The sequence below is a fragment of the Mesorhizobium subarcticum genome, from assembly GCF_055456085.1.
In genome coordinates this window covers 6,190,025-6,210,297 of the sequence record NZ_CM144237.1, presented here as the reverse complement: position 1 = coordinate 6,210,297, position 20,273 = coordinate 6,190,025, and the positions used below count along the sequence as shown (strand labels likewise).

At 62.7% G+C, this 20,273-nt stretch carries 19 protein-coding genes; 15 read left to right on the top strand and 4 right to left on the bottom strand.

Annotated features, from left to right (window positions below; all coding sequences use genetic code 11):
• The first annotated feature begins 12 nt into the window (after positions 1-12).
• The 3 genes from ACZYHG_RS30410 (at position 13) to ACZYHG_RS30400 (ending at position 3,580) form a co-directional block, all read left to right on the top strand.
• The gene (locus tag ACZYHG_RS30410; RefSeq protein ID WP_464611728.1) at positions 13-1,065 is read left to right on the top strand and encodes a 3-carboxy-cis,cis-muconate cycloisomerase; all 1,053 of its coding nucleotides are present in this window, start codon (positions 13-15) and stop codon (positions 1,063-1,065) included.
• On the top strand, positions 1,065-2,237 hold the full coding sequence (pobA, locus tag ACZYHG_RS30405) for a 4-hydroxybenzoate 3-monooxygenase (RefSeq protein WP_464611727.1): 1,173 nt from the start codon (positions 1,065-1,067) through the stop codon (positions 2,235-2,237). Before ACZYHG_RS30410 ends, pobA begins: the two co-directional genes overlap by 1 nt.
• A 308-nt stretch (positions 2,238-2,545) precedes the next feature.
• Positions 2,546-3,580: a LacI family DNA-binding transcriptional regulator gene (locus tag ACZYHG_RS30400; RefSeq protein ID WP_464611726.1), complete on the top strand. Its 1,035-nt coding sequence runs from the start codon at positions 2,546-2,548 to the stop codon at positions 3,578-3,580.
• Here ACZYHG_RS30400 and ACZYHG_RS30395 read toward each other — a convergent pair.
• The 3 genes from ACZYHG_RS30395 to ACZYHG_RS30385 form a co-directional block, all read right to left on the bottom strand.
• A complete protein-coding gene (locus ACZYHG_RS30395; protein ID WP_464611725.1) occupies positions 3,568-4,518 on the bottom strand; it encodes an alpha/beta hydrolase in 951 nt (316 codons plus the stop codon). The genes ACZYHG_RS30400 and ACZYHG_RS30395 overlap by 13 nt on opposite strands.
• A gap of 23 nt (positions 4,519-4,541) precedes the next feature.
• The gene (locus tag ACZYHG_RS30390) at positions 4,542-5,690 is read right to left on the bottom strand and encodes a Gfo/Idh/MocA family protein (protein WP_464611724.1); all 1,149 of its coding nucleotides are present in this window, start codon (positions 5,688-5,690) and stop codon (positions 4,542-4,544) included.
• A gap of 380 nt (positions 5,691-6,070) precedes the next feature.
• Positions 6,071-6,832, bottom strand: coding sequence for a DeoR/GlpR family DNA-binding transcription regulator (locus tag ACZYHG_RS30385; protein WP_127319228.1), 762 nt, complete (start codon positions 6,830-6,832; stop codon positions 6,071-6,073).
• A gap of 162 nt (positions 6,833-6,994) precedes the next feature.
• Here ACZYHG_RS30385 and ACZYHG_RS30380 point away from each other — a divergent pair, with 162 nt between their 5' ends.
• The 12 genes from ACZYHG_RS30380 to ACZYHG_RS30325 all read left to right on the top strand — a co-directional run bounded on the left by ACZYHG_RS30380 (position 6,995) and on the right by ACZYHG_RS30325 (position 18,589).
• Positions 6,995-7,795, top strand: coding sequence for an aldolase (locus ACZYHG_RS30380; protein ID WP_464611723.1), 801 nt, complete (start codon positions 6,995-6,997; stop codon positions 7,793-7,795).
• A 3-nt stretch (positions 7,796-7,798) separates the two neighbouring features.
• Positions 7,799-8,749: a PfkB family carbohydrate kinase gene (locus tag ACZYHG_RS30375; protein ID WP_464611722.1), complete on the top strand. Its 951-nt coding sequence runs from the start codon at positions 7,799-7,801 to the stop codon at positions 8,747-8,749.
• Positions 8,750-8,839: 90 nt separating this feature from the next.
• Entirely contained in the window at positions 8,840-9,985 is a 1,146-nt protein-coding gene (locus tag ACZYHG_RS30370) for an ABC transporter ATP-binding protein (protein WP_464611721.1), read from the top strand.
• 120 nt (positions 9,986-10,105) lie between these two features.
• Positions 10,106-11,353: an ABC transporter substrate-binding protein gene (locus ACZYHG_RS30365; RefSeq protein WP_464611720.1), complete on the top strand. Its 1,248-nt coding sequence runs from the start codon at positions 10,106-10,108 to the stop codon at positions 11,351-11,353.
• A 133-nt stretch (positions 11,354-11,486) separates the two neighbouring features.
• Positions 11,487-12,383, top strand: coding sequence for a carbohydrate ABC transporter permease (locus ACZYHG_RS30360; protein WP_464611719.1), 897 nt, complete (start codon positions 11,487-11,489; stop codon positions 12,381-12,383).
• A 4-nt stretch (positions 12,384-12,387) separates the two neighbouring features.
• The gene (locus ACZYHG_RS30355; RefSeq protein WP_464611718.1) at positions 12,388-13,230 is read left to right on the top strand and encodes a carbohydrate ABC transporter permease; all 843 of its coding nucleotides are present in this window, start codon (positions 12,388-12,390) and stop codon (positions 13,228-13,230) included.
• Between the two features lie 63 nt (positions 13,231-13,293).
• A complete protein-coding gene (locus tag ACZYHG_RS30350) occupies positions 13,294-14,115 on the top strand; it encodes a sugar phosphate isomerase/epimerase family protein (protein ID WP_464611717.1) in 822 nt (273 codons plus the stop codon).
• A gap of 11 nt (positions 14,116-14,126) precedes the next feature.
• Positions 14,127-15,203 carry a Gfo/Idh/MocA family protein gene (locus tag ACZYHG_RS30345; RefSeq protein WP_464611716.1) on the top strand — a complete coding sequence of 359 codons (1,077 nt, stop codon included), beginning with the start codon at positions 14,127-14,129 and terminating at the stop codon, positions 15,201-15,203.
• Entirely contained in the window at positions 15,203-16,021 is an 819-nt protein-coding gene (locus ACZYHG_RS30340; RefSeq protein ID WP_464611715.1) for a sugar phosphate isomerase/epimerase family protein, read from the top strand. The genes ACZYHG_RS30345 and ACZYHG_RS30340 overlap by 1 nt, the downstream gene beginning before the upstream one ends.
• Positions 16,021-16,854 (top strand): alpha/beta fold hydrolase, encoded by an 834-nt coding sequence (locus ACZYHG_RS30335; RefSeq protein WP_464611714.1) that lies wholly within the window; start codon positions 16,021-16,023, stop codon positions 16,852-16,854. Before ACZYHG_RS30340 ends, ACZYHG_RS30335 begins: the two co-directional genes overlap by 1 nt.
• Positions 16,851-17,573 carry a ribulose-phosphate 3-epimerase gene (locus ACZYHG_RS30330; protein ID WP_464611713.1) on the top strand — a complete coding sequence of 241 codons (723 nt, stop codon included), beginning with the start codon at positions 16,851-16,853 and terminating at the stop codon, positions 17,571-17,573. Before ACZYHG_RS30335 ends, ACZYHG_RS30330 begins: the two co-directional genes overlap by 4 nt.
• Complete coding sequence (locus ACZYHG_RS30325) at positions 17,570-18,589, top strand: ROK family protein (protein ID WP_464611712.1); 1,020 nt, start codon at positions 17,570-17,572, stop codon at positions 18,587-18,589. The genes ACZYHG_RS30330 and ACZYHG_RS30325 overlap by 4 nt, the downstream gene beginning before the upstream one ends.
• Before the next feature lie 72 nt (positions 18,590-18,661).
• On the opposite strand, the gene ACZYHG_RS30320 is transcribed toward ACZYHG_RS30325, so the two are convergent.
• A complete protein-coding gene (locus ACZYHG_RS30320; protein ID WP_464611711.1) occupies positions 18,662-19,990 on the bottom strand; it encodes a dicarboxylate/amino acid:cation symporter in 1,329 nt (442 codons plus the stop codon).
• Between the last annotated feature and the right edge of the window lie 283 nt (positions 19,991-20,273).

The window sequence follows — 20,273 nt, the reverse complement described above, 5'->3', positions numbered from 1 at the left end:
GAAGAGCAGGACATGACCGTATCGCCCTTCGACCATCCATTGCTTTCCGCTCTCATTGGCGATGAGGAAGCATCGAGGCACTTTTCCGTTGAGGCGGAAATCGAGGCAATGCTCGAATTTGAGAGCGTGCTGGCGGAGGCGGAGGCCCAGAACGGGGTCATCAGCAAGGATGCCGCGGCAGCGATCGTGACGTCTCTGGCCTCGTTCCGGCCGGACACCGCCTTGCTCAGGGCAGGCGTCGCCAAGGACGGGGTCCTGGTTCCGGAACTGGTGCGCCAGATCAGGGTTGCCGTCGGCGAACCGCATGGCGATAAGGTGCATTTCGGCGCGACCAGCCAGGATGTCATCGACACCGGCCTGATGCTTCGGCTGAAATCAGTAGTCGAGCATCTCAGCCTGCTCCTGACCGAGACCGTTTTGCGCCTCGCTTCACTGGAGGAGCGCTTCGGGGGCAGGGCGCTGACCGGCATGACCCGCATGCAGCCAGCGATCCCTATTCAAGTGGCGGATCGCGTGAACGCCTGGCTCGCACCACTGCAGCGGCATCAGGAAGGACTGTCGGAACAGTCGAGACGCCAGCTTATAGTGCAATTTGGCGGTGCTGCTGGCACGCTGGACAAGCTTGGCGACAACGGACCAGCGGTGCGTGCGGCGCTTGCCGAAAAACTTGGCCTTGCCGACTCGCCGCAATGGCAGAGCCAGCGCGATGCACTCGCCGAGTTCGCCGGCTGGCTGTCACTGGTGACGGGCAGCCTCGGCAAGTTCGGCCAGGACATTGCGCTGATGGCGCAGGGTGGAACCGAAATCGCCCTTTCCGGCGGCGGTGGTTCGTCGGCTATGCCGCACAAGCAGAACCCGGTGAAGGCCGAGGCGCTGGTGGCGCTCGCCCGTTTCAACGCCACGCAGCTTTCCGGCATGCATCAGGCGCTGGTGCATGAGCAGGAGCGCTCGGGCGCTGCCTGGACACTGGAATGGTTACTGCTGCCGCAGATGGCCGTCGCCACCGCCGCGTCGCTGCGCCTCGCCGCCGAACTGGCCGGACAGATTGAAAGCCTGGGCCACTGATGCGCACCCAAATCGCCATTATCGGGTCCGGACCCTCCGGCCTGCTGCTTGGGCAGCTTCTGGCCGGCATCGGTGTCGAGACCGTCATTCTGGAACGCTCGAGCCGCGACCATGTGCTCGGCCGCGTGCGGGCAGGGGTGCTCGAACAGGGCACGGTCGAATTGCTGGAAGAAGCCGGCGCCGCCGCGAGACTACATGCCGAAGGCCTACCGCATTCCGGCATTTCGCTGGCTTTCGACGGCCGCTTGCACCGCATCGATCTCGCGGCGCTCACAGGCGGCAAGCATGTCACCGTCTACGGCCAGACCGAGGTGACGCATGATTTGATGGACAAGCGCAAGGCGGCAGGGCTCGTCACCGTCTACGAGGCCGCCAATGTCGCACTGCACGATTTCGACGGCGCCGCACCCTTCGTCACCTACGACAAGGAAGGCATTAGTCATCGCATCGACTGCGACTTCATTGCCGGCTGTGACGGCTATCATGGTGTCAGCCGCAAATCGGTGCCGCAGCGTGCGCTGAAAACCTTCGAGCGTCAGTATCCGTTCGGCTGGCTCGGCGTGCTGGCCGAAGTGCCGCCGGCCGATCACGAACTGGTCTATGCCAATCACGAGAGGGGCTTTGCGCTGTGCTCGATGCGCTCGACGCACCGCAGCCGCTACTATGTGCAGTGCCCTCAGGACGATCGTGTCGAGGCGTGGTCCGACGACCGCTTCTGGGACGAGTTGCGCCGCCGCTTGCCCGACCAGACGGCAGCAAGCGTCACCACCGGACCATCCTTCGAGAAGTCGATCGCGCCATTGCGCTCCTTCGTTGCCGAACCGATGCGCTTCGGCCGGCTGTTCCTGGTCGGCGATGCCGCCCACATCGTGCCGCCGACCGGCGCCAAGGGCCTCAACCTCGCCGCCAGTGATGTTCGCTATCTCTTTGCCGGTTTGCGCGATTTCTATGCCGAGAAATCAAGTGCCGGCATTGATGCCTATTCAGGCAAGGCACTGGCGCGGGTCTGGAAGGCGGTGCGCTTTTCCTGGTGGATGACGACCATGCTACATCGCTTCCCCGACACTGGCGATTTTGGCCAGCGCATCCAGGAAGCCGAACTCGACTATCTTATGCAGTCGCGGGCCGCATCGACAGCTCTTGCAGAGAACTATGTCGGCCTGCCTTATTGACCGGCGGCAAGCAATCCGGCTGCTACCGTCCCAGCAGATTGCGCTCGACGGTTCTCAGATGCGCCAGCATGGCTTGGCTGGCGCTTTCGGGGTCGCGGCGTAGCAGCGCGTCGAATCCGTTTTGCCGTCCGCGTCCGGTTTCATGGCGTCAATAAATAATTTGACGCGCGCAACTCTTTTGCGTTGTACTGGAAACGCTGAAATTTGACTGAACAAATTCGGTCAAGCAATGCTGCCTCTCGGCAACGGTCGTAAGACTGATTCTGGCTGGAAGGCTGGCAGCGAGGGCAAAGGGGCCTGAAATATCGATGGCGGAGAAAACCCACCGCACGATGGATGATTTCGCCAGGGCGTCCGGCGTGTCACGTCCGACCCTTTCGAAGTATTTCGACGATCCGGCCAGCGTGAAGCCGGCGACGCGGGGGCGCATCGAGGCGGCACTGCGATCCTCGGACTATCAGCCCAACGTTTTCGCGCGCAATCTCAACCGCAAGCGCACCCGCAATGTCGGCATCGTCGTGCCGGCGCTCACCGATCCGTTCTATGCCGAAATGGTCAGCCGTATCGAACTGCGCTGCCGCGACGAGGGATTCTGGCCGATCGTCATCTCCTCGCACGGTTCGCCGAAGCTGGAGGCGGAATTGGTCAGGACGCTGATGTCGCTGAAAGTCGCCGGCGCCATCGTCGCTCCGCTGGGATCGGTCTCCGAACCCGGCGTCTTCGAGCGTATGAGCGAAGAGATTCCGATCGTCTATTTCGACACCTACATCGAAGGCGACACGCCTTTCGTCGGCAACGACAACCACCAGAGCACATCGACCATCGTCGACTATCTCTGCCGGTCGGGCGAGCCGCCGGTCTATGTCGACATTCCGCACGTCAACCACAATTCGGGCGAACGCCTGCAGAGCTATATCGAGACGATGCGAGCCGCCGGCCTGGAACCTGTCGTTCTCGAAGCGGCGGGCGGCTACAACTGGGATTTCGAGCGCATCGGCCATGAATGGATGGAGAGGACGCTGGAAAAAGGCGGCCTTCCGGCGCGCACATTGCTGTGCGCCAATGACCGTCTCGCTTTCGGCGTCATGGCGGCGGCTTTTTCACGCGGGCTGAAGATCGGCCGCCGAGCCGATTGCGACTTCCGTGTCGCCGCCCATGACGATCATCCGCTGAGCCGCTACACCTGTCCGGCGCTGACCACCATGGCGCAGGATTTCGCCGCCATGGCCGGCCGCAGCGTCGAGATGTTGCTGGCCTTGCTGGACGAGGCCGACCCACCCGGCCAAGGTCTGGCGCGCAACGTCAAGCTCGGCGCGACGCTGGTGATGCGTCAGTCGGCCTGAGCGGGCGTCTGCTGTTTGAGCCAGGCCGCCGCTTCGCTCACCGCTTGCCGCGCAGCCGGGATCTGGCGGCCCATCGAGACGAAGCCGTGGATCTGACCTGGCCAGTGCCGCAGGATCAGCGGCACCCCTTCGGCCCGCAGGCGCTCGGCATAGGCCGTGCCTTCGTCGGCAAGGATGTCATGGCCGGCGATCACGACAAACGCAGGTGCGGCGCCGGCGAGGCTTGACGCAAGCAGCGGCGAGACACGCCAGTCCATGATGTCGTCCGGCGTCCGCAGATAATGGTCGCGGAACCAGGCCATGGTGGCGGCGGTCAGCCCGAAGCCGTCGCCAAAGCGCCGATAGCTGGCCGCCATCTGGCGGGCATCGGTATTGGGATAGATCAGGATCTGGGCGGCAAGCTGGGGTGCCAGCCCGTCACGGGAAAGCAACGCCAGGACGGCCGCAAGGTTACCGCCAGCGCTGTCGCCGGCAACGCTGATGCCGGCCGGGGCGATGCACAGTTCGGCGGCGTTTTCCGCCATGAAGCGGAGCGTTGCTGTACAATCGTCGAGCCCTGCCGGAAACTTGTGCTCGGGCGCCAGCCGATAATCGGGGCAGACGACGACCGCATTGCCGAGATTGGCCAGCCAGCGGCAGATCTCGTCGTGCGAGTCGAGATTGCCGATGACCCAGCCGCCGCCATGCAGATAGAGCACGGCGCGCGCTCCGCTTCGCGGCGCGCCGATGCCGCGATGGATGCGGAGCGTGACCGGGCCGTTCGGTCCGTCGATTTGCCGCTGCGCGGTTGCTGCCACCGGCTCGTGCTCGCCCTGCTGCGTTGGCAACGAAGCAACGTAGGCGGCCCGCGCCGCCGCCACGGAGCCGTTTTCGAACGGCTCACCGCCGGCCGCACGGCCGATTTCGAGGACGCGCAGCGCATCCGGATCGAGCGTCATTACCACCTCCGCCGTCACTGCGCCTAGGCGAGCAGACTGCTTGCCTCGTCTTCGGTAAGCAGTGCCGGCTGGACGACATCGCCGGCAATGGCGATCGAGCTCTTTGTTTCGCCCGAGCGCAGGATCGCTTCCATGATCTCCAGCACATGCAGCGCCAGATTGCCGGACGCGCGAGGTGCTGCACCAGTCTTCAGCGAGCGCACCAGATCGGCGACGCCGAGCATGCGGTAGTTGGCGCGGTTGGGCGCGGCATAGGGCCAGTTGCGGGCACCATAGAGCTCGCCTTCGCTGGCAAAATCCTTCCAGTCCGCGCCGCGCTCCGACAGCGAGACGGTGCCGCCGAACGTGTCGGGGTCGGGCAGGCGCAGCGAGCCTTCCGTGCCGTGCAATTCGATCGGGTGGTTGGAATGCTTGAAGACGTCCCACGAGGCACCGAAGGTGACGGTGGCGCCGGAGCGGAATTCGAGCAGCGACAGCACGTTGGTCGGCGTGCCGACCTTGAATTTGGTATTCTTGAAGGGCCCCTCGGCAGTGATCAAGCGCTCCTCTTGGCCCCGCGTCGCCATCGCCATGACGCGCGCGACCGGACCAAGCAGGTTGACCAGCATGGTCAGATAATAGGGACCCATGTCGAACACCGGGCCGCCGCCCGGCTGGTAGTAGAATTGCGGGTTCGGGTGCCAGTGCTCCATGCCGCGCCCCATCATGAAGGCGGTGCCGGTGACCGGGCGGCCGATGGCGCCATCGTCCATCAGGCGGCGCGCCCGGCGGCCGGCAGCACCGAGGAACGTATCAGGCGCCGAGCCGAGCAGCCGGCCGCGCTTTGCCGCCTCGGCTACCAGGCGACGCCCGTCGCTGGCCGATGTGGCCAGCGGCTTCTCCGTGAAGACGTGTTTTCCCGCCGAAAGCGCAGAAAACGAAATGTCGAAATGCGCTGCTGGAATGGTGAGGTTGAGCACGAGATCGATCTCGGGGTCGGCGAGCAGCGCATCCACGCCGAGCGCCCGGATGCCATATTCCTTTGCCCGCAGCGCCGACATCTCGGACGAAATATCGGCGCAGGCGCGCAGCTCAATTCCACCGAAAAGCGCGGCATTGCGCAGGTAGGTCATTGAGATGTTGCCGCATCCGATGACGCCGATTCCGAGCTTCGCCTTTGATTTTCCCTGCATTTCTGGCCGTACCTCCCAACTTCGTCATGCTCCGCCGGATCCGCTGCGCCGGCAACGGATCACCCTCGAAAGCGCTATACAACATTTTAAATATTGACGCGCGTAAAATTTTTATAGAACATGCGAAAATGCTGGCGTGACTTCGGGAGGCTGCCAGCCCTAGAGCCGGATGATTTCAGGTCGTTTCAACCTGAAATCTGAATCCGCCTCTAAATCAAATAGTTAGAGCACGATGTCGTCCGAAGATCGCTTCGCACTCTTCGGCGTCATGCTCTGGGAGGAGAAGATGGCAGACATGAAAAACCGGCCAACAGCCGGTCCTAAGCTCATGGGTCATGCGCGCATTGGATATTTCCGTCGCGGGCAGGGACCGAGACCGGTCAGGCATAGATGACCTTGGCCCCGGTCCTATCAAGCTGGCTGCGTATCGGGTCGGACAGGCCATCGTCGGTGATCACAACATCGACACTCGACAGCGAAAATGCCTTGGAGGTTCCGCTGACACCCCATTTGCTCGAATCCGCAAGCAGTACAACGCGCCGGGCCATGCGCACGAGGTTTCGCTTCGTCCGCGCCATGTCTTCGTTCACGTCGACCACATCCAGTGACGAGTCAATCGCATGCGCTCCAACAAAGACCTGATGCGCCACCAAGCCGCCGAGAGCCGTGTCGGCATCGGTGATCAGCGTGCTCACCGTGTCTGGATAGACCCGGCCACCGATCATGTGAACGTCGAGCCCAGGCCGATGCATCAGATGCTGTACGATATTCATCGCCGTGGCCGCGACCACGACATTGCTGAGCGGCGGTAACAGCATGGCAACCTGCATCAATGTCGACCCGCCGTCGAAGATGACCGATTGGTTGTCCTCGAACAGTTCTACCGCGGCCCGGGCGATGCGTTTCTTTGCATCGAGGTTGGTTTGCATCCGCCGGGCGAACGCGGCTGTGGTCGAATCCGTGGTCCGGGTCACCGCCCCTCCACGGGTCTTGGTCAGCAGTCCCTTGCGGTCGAGTATCTCGAGGTCGGAGCGCACCGTGACTTCCGACACGCCAAAATCGTCTGACAGGTCCTTGATGCGAACCTGTCCGCTGCGTTGCACTTCACCCAGGATCGATTGGCGTCTCTGCTCTGACAACATTGCCCTGTCCTTGCCTCCATCCGCCAAGCGATCGACCTGGCCTCGGTTCACTTTACCAAAAATATGCGAATTCGAAAGATTTCGAAAGATTGCATTTATTCTTTCTTTCGAAAACACTGGGTCCAGGATTTTGAAGTCAATCAATTGGAGAGTTTTGGACTCATGAGCCTCGGAACCAAGGTGCGCCTGGCGCGCCTCTTCTCACATCCATCGGGAAATCTTTTTGGCGGCGCGGTCGACCACTTTGTCGGCTATGGCGACGTACGCAAAGGAGGCCTTGCCGACCTGCCGGGCGCGCTGGCACGCGTCATGGTGGGCAAACCCGACTACGTCAGCATCCAGCCTGGCACCGCGCGCCATCTGTGGCCGCAATACGCGGGCAAGGCTGCCCTGGTGATCCAGGCCGGCTGCTTCACCCCGGACGATCGCATCAGTGAACTGATTGCAACGCCCGAGGATGCGGTGCGTGCTGGCGCCGATGCGTTGGCCGTGGCCATTCCGGTGCGCGGCGCGACCGAGGGCAAATACATACGCTGGCTGACCGATTCGGTGAATGCCGCGGCCCGTTACGGCATGCCGGTGGTGGCGCATATCTACCCTCGCGATTTTACCGACGGGGCAAAAATCGTCTTCACCCCCGATGAGATCGCCTATGCGGCACGCATCGGCTACGAGTCCGGCGTCGACGTGATCAAGATCGGTTATACGGGCGATTTCGAGTCGTTCCGGGAGACCGTTCGGACCTGCCCGGTGCCGGTTGTGATCGCCGGTGGTCCGAAGACCGACACGCTGCTCGGCGCCCTTCAGCAGACGGCGGACGCCATCCGTGCCGGCGCGCGCGGTGCGGTGGTGGGCCGCAATCTCTGGGGGCATGGCGATCCGGAAAAGGCGGCGATTGCCTTTCGGGGCGTCATCCATGACGGCCTGTCGGCGCAAGACGCCTTGGCGAAGGCGGGTGCCTGAACGATGCCCGCCGTCCCTTCAATCCTCGGCTTCGGAGCTATTGCGATCGACGACATCGTCTATGTCGATCAGCCGTTGTCGGCGGGCAAGGGGAAGGTTCTGCAAAGTGCCCGAGCTTTCGGGGGAAATGTCGCGACGGCGCTTGCCGCCGTCGCGCGGCTCGGCGGAACCGCCGGGTTCGTCGGATGGCTGGGAAGTGCCGCCGACGACGCCGTGTTGTGCGATCTCGTTGCGAGCGGCGTTGAAACCGCGTTCGCGCCGCGCCACCCGGACGCGCGCCCGGTGCGCTCGCGGATCACCGTCGGTTCGGATGGGGAGCGGTTCATCGCGTATGACGACGAAGCGATGCTGGGCACCGCGCCGGACTTTCCGGACGAGGTTCTCAGCCGCGCGACCGTTCTGATCGTCGATAGTTACGGGATCGGGTCGCTGGATGTCGTGGCTCGGGCTCGCGATCTCGGCCTTGCGATCCTCGGCGATATCGAATGGAGCGGCGGCCCAGCCACGGAGCGGCTGATCGCGCTCTGCGACCATCTCATTCTTCCACTCGGCTTTGCGCGGACTGCCACGGGTTGCCGATCGCCCGCCGAAATACTCGATGCATTGTGGTTGCCGTCGCGGTCCGCCGTGGTTCTGACGGATGGCGGCAGGGGCGTGTTCTATCGCGGACGCGACGAGAGAGGGCTCTGGCACCTGCCTCCGCACCGGGTTGTCGTCGTCGACTCGACCGGCGCCGGGGACTGCTTTCATGGCGCCTATGCCCATGCATTGACGCGCGGTGCCGACACCGCGGGCCGGGTGGCATTCGCGGCCGCGGCGGCGGCCATTTCGATAACGGGGCGGGGCGGGCGCGAGGCGCTTCCGACCGATGACCAGGTCACGGAACTCCTGGCATCGACGAATGCGCCGTCGGCAGTCGAACTGAAACATGCGCAACTCGATACCGGAACATAGCCTGAGACTATCCGAGGAAACATTTTCGCAAGTGAAAATCAGCCAATAAAAACAACAAAATCAGTGGCTTGAACTTGTGGAGGGAGGAATATGGCAGAAGTCGTTCTTGAGAATATCTGCAAGACATACGGAAACAATTTTCACGCAATCGACCAATTGAACCTGTCGGTCGAGGACGGCGAGTTTTTGATTCTCGTCGGGCCGTCCGGCTGTGGCAAATCCACCGCGTTGCGGATGATCGCGGGATTGGAGGACATCACCAGCGGCAGCCTTCGGATCGGCGGTGTCGACGTCGTCGACATGCCGCCCAAGGACCGCGACATCGCGATGGTCTTCCAGAGCTACGCGCTGTACCCGCATATGACGGTGTTCGAAAACATCGCCTTTTCGATGCGGCTGGCAGGCAAGCCGAAGGCCGAGCGCAAGAAACGCGTCGACGAGATCGCCAAGACCCTTCAACTGACGTCTTTGCTGGACAGCAAACCCGCCAACCTTTCCGGCGGACAGCGTCAAAGGGTTGCAATGGGCCGCGCCATGGTGCGCGAGCCGGCAGCCTTTCTGATGGACGAACCCCTTTCCAATCTGGACGCGAAACTGCGCGTGCAAATGCGCGCCGAAATCACCCGCCTGCAAAAGCAGCTCGGCGTGACGACCATATACGTGACCCACGATCAGACCGAAGCGATGACGATGGGGGACAGGGTCGCCGTGCTGAAGGGCGGCGTGCTGCAGCAGGTCGACACGCCCAAGAGGCTCTACGAATCGCCGGTGAACGCCTTTGTTGCCGGCTTTATCGGTTCTCCCTCGATGAACCTTTTCGAGGCGACAATGACGGGCGGCGAACTGATGTCCGGCGCCTTTGCCATCCGGCTGCAGGATGCAGCCTTCGTGCGCAGGCCGGGTTTGAAGTCGTATGCAGGGCGCAAGGTCGTGTTCGGGATCCGACCGGAGGACCTCTATGACAGCAGCCTCGAATCCGGCCGCAAGTATCAGACGATACCGGCAAAGGTGACCTCGATCGAAGAACTCGGATCGGAACATATCGTCCATCTGAACATCGATGGGGTTCGGGTGGACTCTGGCGACCCCGACGCGGTGCAGGATTTCGGCCTGACGTCGAATGCGGTGGCGAGATTCGAACCGGAGAGCACAGTTCGCTCCGGTTCGGAAATCCGGTTGGCCCTGGATGATACCAAGCTCCATTTCTTCGATCCAGAGACACATCTGGCGATCTGAAGATCTGTGGCAGAGCCTACAGGCGAGGGTGAGGCGCCTGCGAAGTACTCGTAAGAAGACTTCTGAATGAAGCAGACGATCGGCTGCATTGTGCGGTCGATCCCAGAGAAGGAGGAGAAAATGATGTTTCGGATAAAACCCGCGATGCTGAAAATAGCCGCGGCAGCCTGGTTGCTCGGCGCAACCGCCGCCATGGCGGACACGACGCTGGAATTCACCCAATGGTGGGAGCCTGAACTGCCCGCAGGCTCTTTGCGGAAAATCATGGACGATTTCGAGGCCGCGAATCCCGGCATCAAGGTGACGCTGGTCAGCGGCCCCTACGCGACCACGCGAGACCAGATCTCGGTTGGTGCTGCAACTGGAACGCTCAGCGACGTCGTCGGTCTCGACGGTGCCTGGGTGAACAATCTGAACGCGCAGGGTGCGCTCGCCGACATGAACCCGATGATGGATGCGAGCAAGTTCGACAAAGCCCAAGTCGCGGATATCATCAAGGTGGACGGCAAGGCGGTGATGTTTCCCGTGGCTTCGTTCGTTTATCCGGTCTTCGTGAATTTGGACCTCGCCGCCCAGGCCGGCGTGACCAAGCTGCCGTCGACCCGTGCTGAGTTTCTCGAAGCCGCCAAGAAGATGACGCACGCCGACAAGAACCAGTATGGCTGGGTGCTGCCCCTGTCGCTGCAAACGCCGTCCGGCGTCCAGAACGATATGATGTCGTGGGTCTGGGCATCGGGTCAGTCGATGATGGCTAACGGCAAGCCCGCTCTCGAGGGCAAGCCCGTGGTGGACATGCTCACCTTCGTCAAATCGCTCAACGACGCCGGCACCATCTCGCCTGGCATCGCCACCAAGACCGAACAGGAAAAGGTCGAGGAATTCGTCAACGACCGCGTCGGGATGATGATCGACTCGCTCGCGCATGTGAACCTCATCCGCAAACGCAATCCCAAGCTGAACTTCGACCTCATCCCGGTCCCGGTCGTGGAGGGCTATACGGGCAAGCGTGGCCTTCCCTATGCCTCCTGGGGCATCGGCATCTCCGCTGCCTCGAAACATCAGGAAGAGGCCTGGAAACTCGTCCAATATCTGATGAGCGAAAAGGTGAACGCCAAGCTCGTGTCGCTGGCAAACGCCTTCCCGGGCAACGTCAACGCCAAGCCCGATTTCGTGACCTCGGACAAGGCTTTCGCCAAGGCTTTTGAAATCTTCAAGACCGGTTATCTCGCCAATGAGTTCACGGGCTTGCCGGCGGCTGAAGACCTGATGACCCAGTTCGACGTGCAAGCCCAGAAGATGCTCGCCGGCGAGCAGTCTCCGGAAGAAGCCGCCGCCGCCGCTCAGAAGGGCTGGATGGCGAAATTCTGATCGGCCTGTTCCCGTTTCTTCGACCGGGTGGCCTGACTTCGGGCAGGCCACCCGGCAACAACGGATCGGCAATTTGAGATGGACCCGTTTTTGAAGCTTACCTTCTCTTGAAGGCGTATCCCAAGGTTGGCACATGACCCGGCAAAAGCGCTCCCACCACAAGCTGAAACGAGCGGTCGCACCCTATCTCTATCTGTCGCCATCGCTGCTCATAATCGGGCTTCTGATGCTGCTTCCGATGGTAACGGTGATTGCCTACTCGTTCCAGAACAGCGCGGTGCTGCGTCGTGACCCATCCTTTGCCGGACTGAAACACTACCAGGCAATCTTCGACGATCCCGTGTTCTGGGCTTCACTGTGGCACACGCTCTACTTCACATGCATGAGTGTCATTTTCCACATGACCATCGGCATGGCCTTCGCGCTCATGCTGAACAGCGACCGCATCAATCCGACGCTGCGCAATATTCTGCGCGTGCTCTACATACTGCCCTGGCTGTTCACCGCGGTGATCATCGCCGTGATCTGGCGCCTGCTGCTCGAGCCGAACGGCGTCGTGAACAGCATTCTCCTGCAATTGGGCATCATCGGTTCCAAGGTCGAATGGTTTTCCTCGCCTCAGACCGCACTGCACGCCGTCACCTTCGCCAATATCTGGGCGGGCTATCCGCTCTTCATGGTCAGCCTGCTCGCGGGTTTGCAGGGAATTCCTAAGGATTTCTACGAGGCCGCCGATATCGACGGGGCGAAGGCCTACCAGAAGCTGATTTTCATCACCATCCCGCAGCTGATGCCGATCATCATCAGCATCTCGCTGCTCGACTTCATCTGGACCATGCAGGTCTTCCCGTTGATCTGGATAACGACGGGCGGTGGCCCGATCTACTCGACGGAGGTCCTCAGCACCTACACGTACAAGCTGGCGTTTTCGAGCTACAACCTGTCGCAGGCTTCGGCGAGTGCCGTGGTGATCTTGTTCATCTCTCTCGGCCTGACGCTGTTCTACATCCGCTATCAAAAGGCTCGGTAGTACCATGAGGAAAAGGCATACGCCGAAAGACAGGCTGATCACCGTCGCGCTCCATGTCGCGCTTGCAGCGGGGCTTTTTTTCGCGGCATTCCCGATCTACTGGATGCTGAGCAGTTCGTTCAAATCGAATACCGAAATCTTTGCCCTGCCACCAACCATCCTGCCAAAGGCCTTCACGCTGGAAGCGTATGCAGCCATCCTTGGCGATCCGGTAAAGCTGCGCTTCTTCTTCAACAGCTATTTCGTGGCGGGAGCGGTGACCGTGCTGACGGTGCTGATCGCCTTGTTGGCGGCCTATGGGTTCAGCCGCTTCAACTTTCGCGGCAAGGGCAGCCTGAACACACTCATCATCAGCACGCAGACGATCCCACCGATCACGCTTTTGATCCCCTTCTTCGGGCTTGTCGTCTCATACGGTATCTTCGATACCTACATCGCGCTGATCCTGACTTATCTGGTATTTACGCTGCCGTATGCGATCCTGCTGATGACGGGATATCTGAACACTTTGCCCCGCGATCTCGATGAAGCCGTGGCTGTCGATGGTGGCACCAGTTGGACAGCGCTTTGGCGGGTGGTCGTCCCGATTTCACTGCCTGGTATCGTGGCGACGTCGGTCTACACCTTCCTGTTGTGCTGGAACGAATTTCTCTTTGCACTGACGCTGACCAAGTCAACGTCTATGCGTACCGTCCCGATCGGCATCCAGCTGTTGATGGGGCAGCACGCCTTCGAATGGAACCAGATGATGGCGATGAGCGTGCTCGGCTCGCTACCGCTCTTGTTCATCTACCTCGTTGCCCAGAGGTACTTCCTCGCCGGCATGACCGCGGGCTCGGTCAAATAGGATGTGCATCCCACGGCGACGCAGAGTGGCATCAAGCAATAAGCGGTATCAAGGATTGAAAGGATGAACGTGAAAGACCTCAAAGTCGGCTGCCAGACCTTCACTTGGGAAATGCTCGGCGACCGTTTTACCGGCGGCCCCGACGATCTATTGAAGGCGATCGCCGATGGCGGCTACTCCGGCATCGAGATCACCGACACCATGATCGGCCGCTACGCCGACCGGCCGTCGGAATTCGCCGCCGCGCTGAGATCGTCCGGCCTGACGCTCGTTTCCTTCGCCTTCGGCTCGGACAGCGGTTTTACGCTCAAGGAGGAGATCGGCGCTGACCTCGAGGCGGCGCAGCGCTGGATCGACTTCGTCTCCGCCTTTCCCGGCGCGCTGGTCTCGATGGGTTCGGCAACCGTGGTGTCCGACGGGCCGCGCGATAACAAGTTCGCCATCGCCGCGGAGGTCTACAACAAGGCCGGCGAACTCGGGCGCGATGCTGGTGTCCAGGTAGCGGTGCATCCAAGTTCGCACCACAACACGTTGCTGTTTGACCGTGCCGACTATGACAAGATCTTTGCCTTGCTCGATCCCGAACTGGTTGGTTGGGTTCCGGATACCGGCCACATTCTGCGCGGCCACAAGGACATGTCCGACACGCTGCGCACCTATCGCGACCGCATCCGCTACATCCATTTGAAGGACGTCGATGCCAACGGCACCTGGGCGATGCTGGGCAAGGGCGTCTGCGACACGCCAGCGGTTATCGAGATCGCGAACACAGCACCGCGCTTCAACGGCTGGCTGGTACTTGAAGAGGAATCCGACACGGCCGCCGCCGACCCCGCCGGCGCGGTCAAGACCAACCGACAGACAATGCGCAGCTACGGCGCCTGAAGAACGAGACGATGATCAAGAAACAAGACAGACGCCTGAGAGTCGGTGTGCTCGGTTGCGGCCCCATCGCGCAGTTCGCGCATCTGCAATCCTGCACGAAGGCCGCCAATGCCGATCTCTACGCCATCTGCGACGCGGCGCCCGATCTGCTCGCCCGCATGGGCGCCACCTATGAGCCGCAGAAGATGTATGCCGACTATGACGCGATGCTCGCCGATCCGGAACTGGAAGCGGTGATCGTCGCCACCTCGGACGCCTATCACGTGCCGATGTCGATCAAGGCGCTCGACGCCGGCAAGCATGTTCTCTGCGAAAAGCCGATCGGCACTTCGGTCGAGGAAGGCGAGGCACTCGCCGCGGCGGCCAAGCGCTCCGGCAAGGTGCTGCAGGTCGGCCACATGAAGCGCTTCGACCCTGCGCTGGAGGCGGCCCGCGACTTCGTCCGCGACGAGATGGGCGAGGTGCTGGCGCTGAAGGCCTGGTATTGCGATTCCACTCACCGTTACACCAACACCGACGCCATCCAGCCGCTGCCGGTCACCAGCAAGCTGGCGAGGAAGCCGGCGGGTAATCCCAAGGCTGATCTGCGGCAATATTTCATGCTGGCGCACGGCTCGCATCTCGTCGACACGGCGCGCTTCCTCTGCGGTGACATCAGGGCGGTCCGTGCCCGTCTCAATGAACGCTTCGGCGCCTATTGCTGGTTCGTCGAGACCGAGTTCGCCAGTGGCGCGCTCGGCCATCTCGATCTTACGGTGGCCGTGCGTATGGACTGGCACGAAGGGTTCCAGCTCTATGGCGAGAACGGTTCGGTGATAGCAAAAACCTTCAACCCCTGGTACTTCCGCGCCAGTGAAGTCGATATCTTCCATGAGAAGGACGCGACCTCGCGCAAGCCGCTCGGCGCCGACGGCCATTTCTTCCGCCGCCAGTTGGAAGGCCTTGCCGACACAGTGCTCAACGGCACGCCGATGCGCGGCGCCAATGTCGAGGACGGCATCGCCTCGATCCGCGCCATGGTGGCGATTGCCCGTTCGGTCGTATCAGGCGAACGGGTGGAGCTCGCCTCGGTTTCGGGTGCGGTCTGATGCGTCTGGGCATCTTCGCCAAGACTTTTTCGGGCACCGAACCGCCCGCCGTGCTGACGGCCGTGCGGCAAGCGGGCTATGAGACGACGCAGTTCAACCTCGCTTGCGCCGGCCTGCCGTCGATGCCGGATGCCGTGCCGGAGAATGCCGTTGTAGCGATCCGCGCTGCCGCGCAATCATCAGGCGTTTCACTCGCCGCGCTATCGGGCACCTACAACATGGCGCATCCCGACAAGGCGGTGCGCGACGATGGCCTTCGCCGTCTCGCCGTCGTCATCGAGACGGCAGCAGCCCTCGGCATCCCGCTGGTCACCCTCTGCACCGGCTCGCGCAATGCCGCCGATCAATGGGCGTTTCATCCCGACAATGCCACACCAGCCGCTTGGTCCGACATGGCCGTTGAGATGGCGAAGGCGTTGGCACTGGCGGAAGACGCCGGCGTCGATCTCGGTATCGAGCCCGAGCAGGCCAACATCGTCACCTCGGCCACGGACGCGACGCGCCTGATCGCCGACATGGGCTCGAAGCACCTCAAGATCGTGCTCGATCCGGCAAACCTGTTCGAGCACGCGACGCCGGATGAGGCGCGCGCCATCGTCGCCGCCGCGATCGATGAAGCAGCCGGAAACATCGCCATGGCGCACGCCAAGGACCGGTACGGCGACGGCCGCTTTGCTACAGCAGGGCAAGGCATCGTCGACTTCCCGGATTTCGTCGCACGGCTCGAGGCCGTGGGTTTCGACGGGGCGCTGGTCACGCACGGGCTGTCGGCCGATGAGGCGCCTGATGTTGCAGCCTTCCTGCGAGGGCTGCTCTGATGAGTGCGTCGCCAACGATCCTGCTGCGCGAGGATGCCGCCCTTCATGTCTTCGACACGGGGCAGGGCGGGCTTCCCGTTGTCTTCCAGCATGGCCTTGGCGGTGATGCAGCCCAGGTGGCGCAGAATTTTCCCGACAACCCGTCACGCCGCCGGCTGACCGTCGAATGCCGCGTGCAAGGTGGCTCCGGTGCCGGCAGCAGGCGTCCGTTTTCGATCGCGATGTTCGCCGATGACGTGCTGGCTGCCGCCGATGCGGCTGGGCTCGACCGCTTCGTCGCGGGCGGCATCTCGATGGGGGCGGCGATTGCGCTGCACCTGGCTGCTCGCCACCCGGACCGTGTGCTTGGCTTGGTGCTGGTGCGTCCTGCCTGGGCCTTCGACGCGGCACCGCAAAACATGCGCCCTTACATCGAAGTGGCGGAGCTCATCCGCGATCATCCGCTGGATGACGCGCGGGACGCCTTTGCGGCCTCCGCCACTGCGGCCCGCTTTCGCAGCGAAGCACCAGACAATCTTGCGTCCTTGCTCGGTTTCTTCGCCCGCGAAAACGCGGTTGTCTTTGCCGAGGTGATGCAGGCGATCGCCAATGACGGGCCTGGCGTGGCGCGGGCGGACGCCACTGGTCTCGCAATACCCACGCTGGTCATCGGCAGCGGCATCGATCTCGTCCATCCCCTGGCGACCGCGCGCGAGCTTGCTGGGACCATCCCCAATGCAGCCTTCGCCGAGGTGATGCCGAAAGCCGCCGACAAGGATCGGCATTTCGCCGAAATCCGCGCCGCCATCGGCGGCTTTCTCGACAGACATTTCAACAATCAGGACCAATCATGACTTCAAAGCCCCTGTCAGGCCCCGCCGCCATCGCCGCACTGCCGCGCGATCGGTTGATCGCCGAATTCTCGCTCTGGTCGGCCAATCTCGCCAATTTCGAGAGCGACCTGAAACGGATCGAACCTCATGTCGATCTGCATCACATCGATGTCGCGGACGGCCATTTCGCGCCGTCCTTCCTGTTCTTCCCCGATCTCGTCGCCCGCATCGCCGGGCTGACGGCCAAACCCATCCACGTTCACCTGATGGTCGATGACGCAATCGTCGAGGCTCAGACGCGCCAGTTCATCGAGGCCGGCGCCGACATGATCAGCGTCCATGCCGAAAACGGTGAAGCCGGATTGCGCGCCGTGCGGCTGGCCCGCGAACTCGGCGCCGAAGCTGGCGTCGTGCTGAGGCTGGAGACGCCGGTCGAGGCGGTGACGCCTTTCGTCTCCGAGGTCGCCTTCGTCACGCTTCTGGGCACCGCGATCGGCGTCAAGGGCCAGAGCCTGTCGGAAAAAGCCTGTGACCGGCTGGGTGCCGCCCGCGCCATCCTTCGAGAGGCCGGCCGCGAGGCTGCCGTCGTGCTTGCCGCCGACGGCGGCATCCGCCACGAGACCGTGCCGTTGCTGCGTGCTGCCGGGGCCGAGACTGTGGTCTTGGGTTCGCTCGCATTCGGCGACAAGGACCTGGCCGGCCGCATCGGCTGGCTGCATGGGCTGAAGGTCGCGGCATGACCACAGAAGCGGCCCTCGCGATCGATCTTGGTGGCACCGAGCTTCGTGCCGCCTTGGTCGACCGTGACGGCAAGATACTGGCCTTCGCCGCGGTGCCGACGCAAGCACAGGCCGGACCCGACGTGGTGATCGGCCAGATCGAGGCGCTGGCCGCGACCGTTCATGCCGAGGCGCCGGGCCTCGCCATTGTCGGCGTCGGCGTCGGCGCGCCGGGACCGCTCGATCCGCTGGCCGGCATTGCCGTCGGGCCGCCGACGCTTGCCGGCTGGCAGGATGTGCCGCTGGCCGACATCCTCGAGCGTCGGCTCGGCCTGCCGGTGCGGCTGGAGAACGACGCCAACGCGGCAGCACTCGGCGAATGGCGCTTCGGCGCCGGCCATGGCGCCCGCTCGCTGGTCTTCGTCACGGTCTCCACCGGCATTGGCGGCGGTGTCGTTGCCGACGGGCGCATCTTGCATGGCCGCCGCGGGCTGGCCGCCGAGATCGGCCATATGACCATCACCAATGAAGGCGAGCGCTGCGTCTGCGGCGTCGTCGGCTGTTTCGAGGCCATTGCCTCGGGCACGGCACTTGGCCGCCGCGCCAACGCCGCGACGTCAGCCTTCGATGGCTCGACGCTGCGTCGTCTCTCGGCCAATGCCGAGGTCACCGGTCGCCACGTGGTCGAGGCGGCGCGGTTGCAGGACGATCTCGCCATGGCCCTGCTCGAGGAGGAAGCGCGCTGGCTGGGCGTCGGCTTCACCAATTTGCTGCATCTCTACTCGCCCGATGTGCTGGTCGTCGGTGGCGGCATCGCCAATGGCCTCGACCTGATGCATCCGGTCATCGAGGCGACCATCCGGCAACGCGCCATGCGCGCCTATCGCGACGTGCCTGTCGTCCAGGCGCAGCTTGGCCGCCACGCCGGGCTGGTCGGCGCCGCCAGCCTTGTGCTGTTCGACGATGGCAGCCTGGCGGCCCGCATGCCGGTCGGTCCAAGCACGTTCCCGGAAGCGCGGAGGGATTTCAATGGCTGACACGTCAAGGTAAAAAAGTGGCCGGAGGCATCGCTGCTTCCGGCCGTTTGCATGGTGATGTGGCTGGGCGGATTACTCGGCGGGAACGATGTCCGCCGGTAGGCTGTCGTCAGCTGTTCCAGCCAATGCTCTCGCCAGCTTTGCCTCGTCGAGCTCGCCTTCCCAGCGGGCGACAACAAGCGTGGCGACGGCGTTGCCGATGAAGTTTGTCAGCGCCCGGCATTCCGACATGAAGCGGTCGACACCGAGGATCAGTGCCATGCCTGCGACCGGCACCGATGGCACGACCGAAAGCGTCGCGGCGAGCGTGATGAAGCCGGCCCCGGTGATGCCCGCGGCACCCTTGGAGGAAAGCATCGCCACCAGCAGCAGCAGGATCTGGTCGCCGATCGACAGATGAATGTTCGTCGCCTGCGCGATGAACAGCGCCGCAAGAGTCATGTAGATGTTGGTGCCGTCGAGGTTGAAGGAATAGCCGGTCGGGATGACAAGGCCGACCACCGAGCGCTTGGCACCGGCCTTCTCCATCTTCTCCATCAGCGAGGGCAGGGCGGCTTCCGAAGAGGAGGTGCCCAGCACCAAAAGCAGCTCTTCCTTGATGTAGCGGATCAGGGACAGGATGGAGAAGCCGTTGTAGCGGCAGACGGCACCCAGCACGACGAACACGAACAGAAACGAGGTCGCGTAGAAGGTGCCGACCAGCATGGCGAGGTTGATGACCGAGCCGATGCCGTATTTGCCGATGGTGAAGGCCATGGCGCCGAAAGCGCCGATGGGGGCTGCCTTCATCAGCACGCTGACCAGCTTGAACATCGGCGCCATCAGCGCCTGCAGGAAGTTGAGCACCGGTGCGCCCTTGTCGCCGACCAGCGCCAGTGCGATGCCGAACAGCACCGAGAAGAACAGCACCTGCAATATGTCGCCATCGGCGAAGGCGCCGACAATCGTGCCGGGGATGATGTTCATCAGGAAGCCGGTGACCGACTGGTCATGCGCCTTGGCGGCGTAGGTGTTGACGGTCGAGGCGTCGAGCGTTGTCGGGTCGATGTTGAAGCCGGCGCCGGGCTGCACGACATTGGCGACGATAAGGCCGATGATCAGCGCCAGCGTCGAGAAAGTTAGGAAGTAGAGCATCGCCTTGCCGGCCACGCGGCCGACCTTTTGCAGGTCGCTCATGCCAGCGATCCCGGTCGCGACTGTCAGGAAGATGACCGGGGCGATGATCATCTTGACCAGCTTGATGAAGGCGTCGCCGAGCGGCTTCATGCTCTCGCCGATCGACGGATAGTAGTGGCCGAGCAGGATGCCGACGGTGATTGCCACCAGCACCTGCACATAGAGTTGGGCGTAGAGGGGTTTGCGTTGCGCGGCGGGCGCGCCGGATTGGTCTGCGATCTGCATCGAACTCTCCCTGGCCGGATGGACGGAACCCGCCCTGCGTGACTTCTCCCATCGCGGCGTTCCGGTTGCCCGCCGCTAGCAAGGAGTTTTGCAAGCGCTGTGCCAGATCGGAGAAAGGCCGGAATCCACACATTTCGGCCCTTTTGCGAGGTCCGGGGCTAAATGCGTGTGCGGATTTCCGCACGCGAAACGTTTGCCTGGGCGGAATTTCGCATTAGAGTGGCGGCGAGGCCGCTAAAGCAATTCCAGGAAAAGTGTGAGCGGTTTTCCGTCCGGAATTGCG

Excerpts from the sequence above, each read along its gene's own strand:
- ACZYHG_RS30365 (WP_464611720.1), top strand. The coding sequence starts at position 10,106 with ATGATGTTTCGGATAAAACCCGCGATGCTGAAAATAGCCGCGGCAGCC.
- ACZYHG_RS30320 (WP_464611711.1), bottom strand. The coding sequence starts at position 19,990 with ATGCAGATCGCAGACCAATCCGGCGCGCCCGCCGCGCAACGCAAACCC.
- ACZYHG_RS30330 (WP_464611713.1), top strand. The coding sequence starts at position 16,851 with ATGACTTCAAAGCCCCTGTCAGGCCCCGCCGCCATCGCCGCACTGCCG.
- ACZYHG_RS30395 (WP_464611725.1), bottom strand. The coding sequence starts at position 4,518 with ATGACGCTCGATCCGGATGCGCTGCGCGTCCTCGAAATCGGCCGTGCG.
- ACZYHG_RS30410 (WP_464611728.1), top strand. The coding sequence starts at position 13 with ATGACCGTATCGCCCTTCGACCATCCATTGCTTTCCGCTCTCATTGGC.
- ACZYHG_RS30390 (WP_464611724.1), bottom strand. The coding sequence starts at position 5,690 with ATGCAGGGAAAATCAAAGGCGAAGCTCGGAATCGGCGTCATCGGATGC.
- ACZYHG_RS30370 (WP_464611721.1), top strand. The coding sequence starts at position 8,840 with ATGGCAGAAGTCGTTCTTGAGAATATCTGCAAGACATACGGAAACAAT.
- ACZYHG_RS30375 (WP_464611722.1), top strand. The coding sequence starts at position 7,799 with ATGCCCGCCGTCCCTTCAATCCTCGGCTTCGGAGCTATTGCGATCGAC.
- ACZYHG_RS30335 (WP_464611714.1), top strand. The coding sequence starts at position 16,021 with ATGAGTGCGTCGCCAACGATCCTGCTGCGCGAGGATGCCGCCCTTCAT.
- ACZYHG_RS30350 (WP_464611717.1), top strand. The coding sequence starts at position 13,294 with ATGAACGTGAAAGACCTCAAAGTCGGCTGCCAGACCTTCACTTGGGAA.
- ACZYHG_RS30400 (WP_464611726.1), top strand. The coding sequence starts at position 2,546 with ATGGCGGAGAAAACCCACCGCACGATGGATGATTTCGCCAGGGCGTCC.
- ACZYHG_RS30325 (WP_464611712.1), top strand. The coding sequence starts at position 17,570 with ATGACCACAGAAGCGGCCCTCGCGATCGATCTTGGTGGCACCGAGCTT.
- pobA (WP_464611727.1), top strand. The coding sequence starts at position 1,065 with ATGCGCACCCAAATCGCCATTATCGGGTCCGGACCCTCCGGCCTGCTG.
- ACZYHG_RS30345 (WP_464611716.1), top strand. The coding sequence starts at position 14,127 with ATGATCAAGAAACAAGACAGACGCCTGAGAGTCGGTGTGCTCGGTTGC.
- ACZYHG_RS30355 (WP_464611718.1), top strand. The coding sequence starts at position 12,388 with ATGAGGAAAAGGCATACGCCGAAAGACAGGCTGATCACCGTCGCGCTC.
- ACZYHG_RS30360 (WP_464611719.1), top strand. The coding sequence starts at position 11,487 with ATGACCCGGCAAAAGCGCTCCCACCACAAGCTGAAACGAGCGGTCGCA.
- ACZYHG_RS30380 (WP_464611723.1), top strand. The coding sequence starts at position 6,995 with ATGAGCCTCGGAACCAAGGTGCGCCTGGCGCGCCTCTTCTCACATCCA.
- ACZYHG_RS30385 (WP_127319228.1), bottom strand. The coding sequence starts at position 6,832 with ATGTTGTCAGAGCAGAGACGCCAATCGATCCTGGGTGAAGTGCAACGC.
- ACZYHG_RS30340 (WP_464611715.1), top strand. The coding sequence starts at position 15,203 with ATGCGTCTGGGCATCTTCGCCAAGACTTTTTCGGGCACCGAACCGCCC.